Annotated in this window: 8 protein-coding genes; 5 read left to right on the forward strand and 3 right to left on the reverse strand. The window is 59.2% G+C overall.

Annotation, left to right across the window (positions count from 1 at the left end):
- Positions 1-185: 185 nt before the first annotated feature.
- From HMPREF2787_RS05760 to HMPREF2787_RS05770, 3 genes are all read right to left on the reverse strand, one after another.
- Positions 186-1115, reverse strand: coding sequence for an alpha/beta fold hydrolase (locus HMPREF2787_RS05760; RefSeq protein ID WP_038626515.1), 930 nt, complete (start codon positions 1113-1115; stop codon positions 186-188).
- Positions 1116-1284: 169 nt separating this feature from the next.
- Positions 1285-2715 (reverse strand): adenylosuccinate lyase, encoded by a 1431-nt coding sequence (gene purB, locus HMPREF2787_RS05765; RefSeq protein WP_070858680.1) that lies wholly within the window; start codon positions 2713-2715, stop codon positions 1285-1287.
- 34 nt (positions 2716-2749) lie between these two features.
- The gene (locus HMPREF2787_RS05770) at positions 2750-3199 is read right to left on the reverse strand and encodes a MarR family winged helix-turn-helix transcriptional regulator (protein ID WP_070858684.1); all 450 of its coding nucleotides are present in this window, start codon (positions 3197-3199) and stop codon (positions 2750-2752) included.
- Between the two features lie 259 nt (positions 3200-3458).
- Between HMPREF2787_RS05770 and HMPREF2787_RS05775 the strand changes: the two genes are divergently transcribed.
- The 5 genes from HMPREF2787_RS05775 (at position 3459) to HMPREF2787_RS05795 (ending at position 8189) form a co-directional block, all read left to right on the forward strand.
- A complete protein-coding gene (locus HMPREF2787_RS05775; RefSeq protein ID WP_070858682.1) occupies positions 3459-4739 on the forward strand; it encodes an MFS transporter in 1281 nt (426 codons plus the stop codon).
- Positions 4740-4859: 120 nt separating this feature from the next.
- Positions 4860-5588, forward strand: a complete 729-nt coding sequence (locus HMPREF2787_RS05780) for an amino acid ABC transporter ATP-binding protein (protein WP_069359127.1) — start codon at positions 4860-4862, stop codon at positions 5586-5588.
- Positions 5589-5603: 15 nt separating this feature from the next.
- A complete protein-coding gene (locus HMPREF2787_RS05785) occupies positions 5604-6545 on the forward strand; it encodes a glutamate ABC transporter substrate-binding protein (RefSeq protein WP_016421414.1) in 942 nt (313 codons plus the stop codon).
- A 19-nt stretch (positions 6546-6564) separates the two neighbouring features.
- On the forward strand, positions 6565-7251 hold the full coding sequence (locus HMPREF2787_RS05790) for an amino acid ABC transporter permease (RefSeq protein WP_048733083.1): 687 nt from the start codon (positions 6565-6567) through the stop codon (positions 7249-7251).
- Positions 7251-8189: an amino acid ABC transporter permease gene (locus HMPREF2787_RS05795; protein WP_070858687.1), complete on the forward strand. Its 939-nt coding sequence runs from the start codon at positions 7251-7253 to the stop codon at positions 8187-8189. Before HMPREF2787_RS05790 ends, HMPREF2787_RS05795 begins: the two co-directional genes overlap by 1 nt.
- Positions 8190-8473 lie beyond the last annotated feature (284 nt).

Below are 8473 nucleotides of genomic sequence, written 5' to 3' on the forward strand. Positions count from 1 at the left end.
GTGGTGATGCATTCACCGCCTGAACCTACCAGGCCGTTTTTGACATAAACGCAGTCAGTAACTCGGATCGACCCGCCGCCGCTGACATAAACGCAGTCAGTAACTCGCATTGGGATAAGTAGCAAAAGGTGCCCGCCCGGCGACGCGCCGAGCGGGCACACTTTTCGCCTATTAACCAGCTCCCCTTAGCGGGACTTCAACCACGCCAAAATGTCGGCGTAGACCTCTTCCTTATTCAACTCGTTGAGAATCTCATGGCGACCATCCGGGTAGACCTTAAAGCGCACGTCCTTCTTCCCCGCGTTCAGGTATTTGCCCACGACCTCAGTCACACAGGCAGCGCCACCTGCCGGATCAACGGCACCGGAAACCACGAAAAGTGGCAGATCATCAGGCGCTTTCTCATAGGCTTCAGACGAATTCGCGTAGTGCGTGCCGACGAGAAGGTCGCGGAAAAAGGCATTGGTGGGAACGAAACCACACTTGTCGTCCGCAATATAAGCATCGACAATCTTGTGGTCGCGGGTGAGCCAATCAAACTTAGTGCGGCGCTCAAAGCCCTTGTTGTAATCAGCAAAGGTGAGGGTGTTGAGCAGCTTGCCCGGCGCGGTAGGACGAATCTTAGCCAGCAGGTTTGCAACCTTCATTCCCGCATCACCCTTAGCTCCTGGCCACGACACGGTGCCCATGATAATGACGCCGGTAAGCCCCTCGCCGTACTTGGCGATGTAGTTACGAGTCAGAAGTGACCCCATAGAGTGGCCGAGAATATAGTGCTTGCTGCCTGGGAATTCTGCATCAACGTACTGGCGTACTGCGTGGAGGTCTTCGAGGATCAGGTTCCAGCCACCGTAGTCAGCGAAGTAACCCGGGATGCCAGCATCCGTCTTGGTCATACCGTGGCCGCGATGGTCGTGCGCGACGACGGCATAGCCCTGGGATACGAGGTACTCGGCGAATTTGGCGTAGCGATTGGCGTACTCGACCATGCCGTGGACAATCTGCACCACTCCCTTGGGAGTAATGGGCGCGCCCTTGTCATTTTCTGGAACCCAGCGCAACACATTCAGTGTGGCACCTGGGCGAGAAAGCGAAGTCCTAACAGCCGATGTCACGTCGGGCACCTTTCGCGTAGAGGTTTCGATACTTATCGCTCATCGTACCGAGGAACTTGGCTGCTCACTGGTGCTTTCGCCAACAAACGAAGAAAAACTCTGCCACCAACGTGACAGAGTTTTTCAGGGGAACTTACGTTCTTGCGTTTTACGCGTGACGCTCGCGAAGCTACAGAATCTCGCCCGGCTTGTAGGCCGCGGCCTCTGGGTACTTGTCCACGACAGCCTGAACTCGCGCAACTACGCGGTCAACCTGGGATTCCGCGGCACCAATGAAAGCGTGGCGGTCCGCCAGAGCGTCGGCAAGCCCTGCGGTATCCAGCGGGAAGCGCTCATCTGCAGCGAGACGTTCAGTGAGATTCTGCTCGGCGCCCTTTTCGCGCATATCCAGTGCGGTAGCGACGGCATGCTCCTTGATGATCTCGTGGGCTTCCTCGCGCCCCATACCAGCGCGAACAGCCGCCATGAGGATCTTGGTAGATGCGAGGAACGGCAGGTAGCGCTCCAGCTCGCGGTCGATCATAGCCGGGAATGCACCGAACTCAGACAGGACGGTGAGGAAGGTTTCAAACATGCCGTCCATGGCGAAGAAGGCATCCGGCAGTGCAACGCGGCGAACCACGGAGCAGGAAACGTCGCCCTCGTTCCACTGAGTACCGGCGTATTCTGAGAGCATGGTCATGTAACCGCGCAGGATGACCTGGAAACCGTGGACGCGCTCGCAGGAGCGGGCGTTCATCTTGTGCGGCATGGCGGAAGAACCGACCTGGCCTTCCTTGAAGCCCTCGGTGACGGTCTCATTACCGGCCATCAGACGGATGGTGGTGGCCAGTGATGCCGGGCCTGCACCCAGCTCGACCAGTGCGGACAGAGCGTCGAAGTCGAGGGTGCGCGGGTAAACCTGACCAACCGAGTCAAAGACGCGGTCGAAGCCTAGGCCTTCAGCGATTTCGTTTTCCAGGGAGGCCAGTGCGGACTCGTCACCGTCGAGCAGATCCAGCATGTCCTGGGCGGTACCCATCGGGCCCTTGATGCCGCGCAGCGGGTATCGGGAAATCAGATCTTCTACGCGCTCGATTCCCAGCAGCATCTCGTCCGCAGCAGAGGCGAAGCGCTTACCCAGGGTCGTTGCCTGTGCGGCGACGTTGTGGGAGCGGCCCGCCATGACCAGCGACTGGTACTCGGAGGCCTTTTCCGCAGTGCGGGCGGCTACGGCAACGGCCTTGTCGCGCACGACCTTCAGCGACTGCAGAACCTGCAGCTGCTCAACGTTTTCGGTCAGGTCACGCGAGGTCATTCCCTTGTGGATGTGCTCAGTGCCAGCCAGTTCACAGAACTCTTCAATGCGGGCCTTCACATCGTGGCGAGTAATACGCTCACGGGCGGCAATGGAGTCGAGGTCAACCTGGTCGATGACCTTCTCATAGGCCTCGATAGTGCCCTCCGGAACCTCAATTCCGCGAGCGACCTGAGCTTTCAGAACTGCAATCCAGAGCTTGCGCTCGAGGATGATCTTGTACTCAGGGCTCCACAACTCCGCCAGAGTTGCAGAAGCGTATCGGTTAGCAAGGACGTTTGCAATCTTCTTTTTCTCAGCCACGCCCTCAAGTATTCCATGACCACGGCATCCGCGGTTACCTAGGCCATGGATGACCACGCATTTCTTCCACACCTTCGTTGAATTTGCGCATCAATCGCACAAACTCCGCGAGCTCCGAGTCCTCCCAGGCATGCGTAATGTCATCGACGGTATTCTTACGCGCCTCAATCTCCCGGTGCAGCAGCTCTAACCCCTTGTCGGTCGCGCTATGCACCTTCGCGCTTGACGACGGCGCGGACCTCTTCGCGATATACCCCTGCCGCATGGCTGCGGCCAGCTGGCGGTGCACTGTAGAAATGTCCAGCCCCAGCGCATCGGAGAGTTCGGCGACTGTCATATCCGGCTGCGCTTCCAGCCGCGCCAGCAGTGCTGCGGCGGAGCGATCCAACAGGATGTCCTTGCGATGTGGTCGGTAGCCGCTAGAGCTCACCCGGGATAGCAGCATGTTCTCGTAAACGAGCGCGGCCAGGTCGTCGTTTCGCACGATGGCAGTCAATCCTCTTGTCGCCTATTTGTCGGCCCTTTAATGGGCCTGTGAGATGTATCTGTTTGCTGAACAGCTCCTATTCTAGCGCTCCGCGGATGGGGTTAAGGCCGAAAAAGTGCGTTTGCATCATACAAACCAATTGTTATAATTCGACCCCTAACTGCATTTTTGCACGATACAAATGCCGGGAAGCAGTTTTACCACAGCACTAATTCCACAATCGTTTTCAAACGAGAAAAGAGACCGTATTTTCAGCATGACAACACATACGACCACGCAGAACAGGCGCAGACAGAACGAGCAGGACGAGCAGCACGGGCAAGACAAGCTCTTCTCCCCCGCGTTCATCATCAGCTGGCTGATTAACTTCAGCATGTACCTGGTGTTCTACCTTTCAATCACAGTCATGGCGCTCTACGCCGTCCAGCGCTTCTCCGCCTCAGATGCCGCCGGTGGCTTCGCCGCCAGTTCTTTCGTTGTCGGCGCCACCATCGCGCGCCTCTTTTCCGGCTACTTGGTAGACACCTTCGGTGGTCGCAGAATCATGCTTGGCTCACTCGCTGTCATCGTGGCAGCCTGTGCCGCCTACATTTGGGCCGCATCCCTGCCGGTCCTGATTGCAATCCGCATCATCCACGGCCTGACCTACGCATTCGCTTCCACCGCCGTGATGGCCGCCGCCCAAACCGCTATTCCGGCTTCGCGCCGCGCCGAGGGAACTGGCTACATCTCGCTCGGCACCACCCTGGCTACAGCGATTGGCCCAGCTCTCGGCCTGGCCCTTATTGGTTCGGTCGGCTACAGCGTCCTCTTTGCCACAGCCCTCGGCCTGTCCATTGTCGGACTGGTGCTGGCACTCTTTCTGCCACAACACAACGAGCCCACCACTGCGGCAACCAAGGACGAGGCCACCGAGGATTCGTCGGCAAGCGAGACGAAGCGCACATTTTCCTTCGATGACATCATGACGCCGAGAGTGGTGCCGATTGGCCTGTTCATGCTGCTCATCGGCCTGGCGTATGCGGGCGTGATTACATTCCTGAACCGATACTCGCAGCTGAGCGGCCTGACTAGGGGCGCCAGCTTCTTCTTCATCGCCTATGCGGTGGCGATGATGGCGGCGCGTTTCTCACTGGGACGCCTACAAGATCGCCGCGGCGACAACCCCGTCATCGCCATCGGCCTGGTGTGCTTCACCATCTCACTGCTTGTTCTGGCTTTCGCAACCGCTGACTGGCACGTTATCGCCGCCGGTGCGCTCTGCGGCCTGGGCTACGGCACGCTGATGCCGGCCTGCCAGACCATCTCCGTGCACCTGGCCCCGGCACACAAGTTGGGCACGGGCATCTCGACGCTGCTCCTGCTTGTCGACGCAGGCATCGGCCTCGGCCCGATTGTTTTGGGTTCGGTAGCCGCCACTATGGGATTCGACAAGATGTACGCAGGCCTGGCGGTCGTGGTGGTTCTCGCGGCCGTTTTCTACTGGTTCGTGCATGGCCGCAAGCCTGTTGCGAGGCGCCATCGCGTGGATCTTTAGAACTAATTGGTGTGCAGTCACTTTTCACAGGTGAATATCGCACAAGGAACACCGATAGCAGTGATGTGTCGTGAGTCACCTATACTTTTTCACATGACTGAATCATCCACACCACAGAGCATGATTTCGATTGCCGGGGTGAATAAGCACTACGGCGATTACCACGCTTTGCGCGACATCAATCTGGAAATCCCAGCTGGTCAGGTCGTAGTTGTCCTCGGCCCCTCCGGCTCTGGTAAGTCCACACTGTGCCGAACCATCAACCGCCTGGAAACCATCGACAGCGGCGAGATCCGCATCAACGGCAAGCTCCTTCCCGAGGAGGGTAAGGAACTCACCCGTCTGCGTGCTGAGGTCGGCATGGTCTTCCAGCAGTTCAACCTCTTCAGCCACATGACCATTCGCGACAATGTCACGTTGGCCCCGCTGAAGGTCCGCAAGATCTCCAAAGCCGAGGCCCGCGAGCGTGCGGACAAGCTGCTCGCCCGTGTCGGCATTGCGGAACAGGCTGACAAGTACCCGGCACAACTCTCCGGCGGTCAGCAGCAGCGCGTCGCCATCGCACGCGCCCTGGCCATGGACCCGAAGGTCATGCTTTTCGACGAGCCCACCTCCGCGCTCGACCCGGAAATGATCAACGAGGTCCTCGATGTCATGACCGACCTGGCCAAGGGCGGCATGACCATGGTCTGTGTCACCCACGAGATGAGCTTCGCTCGCCGCGTGGCCGACCGCATCCTGTTCATGGCCGACGGTGCGATTGTCGAAGACACCGACCCGGAGACCTTCTTCACCAACCCGCAGAGCGATCGCGCCAAGGACTTCTTGGCCAAGATCGTCGGACACTAGGCGGGGCTGGTCACCATGAAGCTTTCACTATTACGAGGAGGCCGGGGACGCAGTCGCAACCAGGGCCGCCGAGGTGTCGTCGGCAAGCGAGTTGCGGCGGCTGTCGTAGCTGTTGCCACGACGATGAGCCTCGCGGCCTGCGGTAGCGGCGGACCCCGAAACCTGCTGGCCGATATCGAAGCCGGGCACGTGACGCTGGGTACGAAGTTTGACCAGCCGGGCCTCGGTGAGCGCACTCCGGACCGTGAGTTCGCGGGCGTCGACAACGATGTTTCCCGCTACGTCATTGAGTACATCGCCAACAAGAACGGTTGGGATGTGCCCGAGATGGAGTGGCGCGAGACCCCGTCCGCTCAGCGCGAGACGCTGATTAACAACGGCGAGGTCAACATGATCGCCGCCACCTACTCCATCAACGCTGGCCGCCTGGCTGCCGTCGACTTCGCCGGCCCGTACCTGGTCACGCACCAGGCACTGTTAGTGCGCGGTTCCGAGGGCATCCAGGGGCTTGACGACGTCGCCCCGGGCACTCGCCTGTGTTCTGTATCCGGCTCCACCCCAGCGCAGAAGGTCAAGGACGCTCTGCCGGAGGTACAGCTGCAGGAGTTCGATACCTACGCCGCGTGCGCGGAAGGTGTGAAGCAGGGTGTCGTCGATGCCCTGACCACCGATGCGACCATTCTCGCGGGCTTCGCCCAGCGCTACAAGGAGCGCTTCGGCGACGACTTCCGCGTGGTCGAGCTGCGCAACCCCGATGGTTCCTACTGGACCAATGAGTACTACGGCATCGGCCTGCCCAAGGGTGATGATGCCAGCCGTGAGGCCATCAATGAGGCGCTGGAGTCGCTGTACGACACCGGTGAGCTTCAGAAGATCCTGAAGAAGCATTTGGGCGACAAGTTCGAGCTCGACGACAAGCCGGCAATCGGCGATCTGTCGTTTGTAGAGAAGAAGTAGGAAGGGGTGCGAGCAAACAATGAATCCAGAACTATGGAGTGAAATGGGGCCGGAACTGCTTCCGGCTTTCTGGGTAACCATCAAACTGACGATTGCTTCGGCAATTGGTTCCCTGATTTTTGGCACGCTTCTCACCGCTATGCGCGTGAGCCCCGTGGGAATCCTGCGTACCCTGTCGACCTGGTACATCAACATTGTCCGCAATACCCCGCTGACGTTGATTGTGCTGCTGGCCTCGATGGGTCTCTACTACAACTTGGGGCTGCTGCTGGCTGCGGAGAATGACTCCTTCATTGTCAAGCAGAACTTCCGTCTCGCGGTGTTGGCGTTTGTTGCCTACACCTCGTGCTTCGTTGCGGAGTCCCTGCGCGCCGGTATTAATACTGTGCCGTTCGGGCAGGCCGAAGCCGCCCGCTCCCTGGGGCTTAGCTTCGGCCAGAGCTTCCGCTACATCATCTTCCCGCAGGCGTTCCGTGGCGCTATCGTGCCGCTCGGCAATACCCTGATTGCGCTGACGAAGAACACCACGATCGCCTCAGTAATCGGTGTGGCTGAAGCGTCGCTGCTGATGAAGACCATGACCGAAAACTACGCCAGCGATATCCTGATTATCTTCGGCATCATCGCTGTCGGCTTTATTATTCTGACTCTGCCGACCGGTCTGTTCTTCGGCTGGGCAGGCAAGCGATGGGCGGTGAAGCGCTAATGGCTACTCGCGCAACAGTTCTTTATGACGCGCCGGGCCCCAAGGCTCAGCGCTTCAACCGAACCCTCACCTGGATCGTGGCTGCAATCACCGTTGCGATCCTCGCCTGGGTCGGAATGAAGCTGGCCGACAAGGGCCAGTTCGAGGCGAATAAGTGGTCGTTCTTCCTCGACTCCACAACCTGGACCACGTACATTCTGCCCGGCTTGGTCAGCACCATTATCGCGGCTGTGGTCTCTATTGTGTTGGCACTGGTTATTGGCGCTCTCCTGGGCGTCGGCAGGCTGAGCCCGGTCGCACCGGTGCGCTGGGGGTGCTCGGTGATTGTCGAGTTTTTCCGCGCCATTCCGGTGCTGGTGCTCATGCTGTTCGCCTACTCGGTGTTCGCGCTTTGGCAGCTGTTTCCGTCGAACTACCTCGGCTTTGCCGCCGTTGTGTTTGGCCTGACCATGTACAACGGATCCGTCATTGGCGAGACGCTGCGCTCCGGCATCGAATCGCTGCCGAAGGGCCAGCGTGAGGCCGCGATTGCGCTGGGTCTCTCCCACCGCCAGACGATGGTCACCATTTTGCTGCCGCAGGCAGTCGCCGCCATGTTGCCGGCGATTATCTCGCAGATGGTCATTGCGCTGAAGGACTCCGCACTGGGCTACATGATTGGTTACGTCGAAGTTGTCCGCTCCGGCCGCCAGCTTGGCGAGTACTACGGCGCCATGATTCCATCGCTGGTCGTCGTGGCAATCATTCTCATCGCCATCAACTTCGGCCTTGCCAACCTTGCTGAGCGCATCGAAAGCCAGCTCCGCGCCGGCCGCGCCCGCCGCAACATCATTGCGAAGGTCCCGCATCAGCCTGATGTCGGTGTCACCACCAAGGACCAGGCCAACGTGGATTGGCACGATGAGGACTACAAGGACCTCCGAGGCACCTACGAGTAAAGCTAATCACGGCTTAACGCCACACTTGCTTTACGACGAACACAGCGACGCCGCCCACGGAAACTGCTTATGGTTTCCGCCGGGCGGCGTTTTTGTTTGGCTACGGCCTTTGCCTTCGCTCCTATCGATGAGCTACTCACTGATGGCCACGCTACAGCGCAACGATAGGTGAATAGCGTGGCCACAAGTGCCGGGCACCTTTTGCTGCTTACCCCAATGCGAGTTACTGACTGCGTTTATGACAGCGGCGGCGGGGCGATGCGAGTTACTGACTGCGTTTATGA

Origin of the sequence: Corynebacterium sp. HMSC061H03, from assembly GCF_001838215.1 — a bacterium.
Classification (GTDB): domain Bacteria; phylum Actinomycetota; class Actinomycetes; order Mycobacteriales; family Mycobacteriaceae; genus Corynebacterium; species Corynebacterium jeikeium_D.

Bases quoted from the DNA above. Each gene is read 5' to 3' on its own strand.
- HMPREF2787_RS05790 (WP_048733083.1), top strand. From the start codon at position 6,565: ATGAATCCAGAACTATGGAGTGAAATGGGGCCGGAACTGCTTCCGGCT.
- HMPREF2787_RS05785 (WP_016421414.1), top strand. From the start codon at position 5,604: ATGAAGCTTTCACTATTACGAGGAGGCCGGGGACGCAGTCGCAACCAG.
- HMPREF2787_RS05775 (WP_070858682.1), top strand. From the start codon at position 3,459: ATGACAACACATACGACCACGCAGAACAGGCGCAGACAGAACGAGCAG.
- HMPREF2787_RS05795 (WP_070858687.1), top strand. From the start codon at position 7,251: ATGGCTACTCGCGCAACAGTTCTTTATGACGCGCCGGGCCCCAAGGCT.
- HMPREF2787_RS05780 (WP_069359127.1), top strand. From the start codon at position 4,860: ATGATTTCGATTGCCGGGGTGAATAAGCACTACGGCGATTACCACGCT.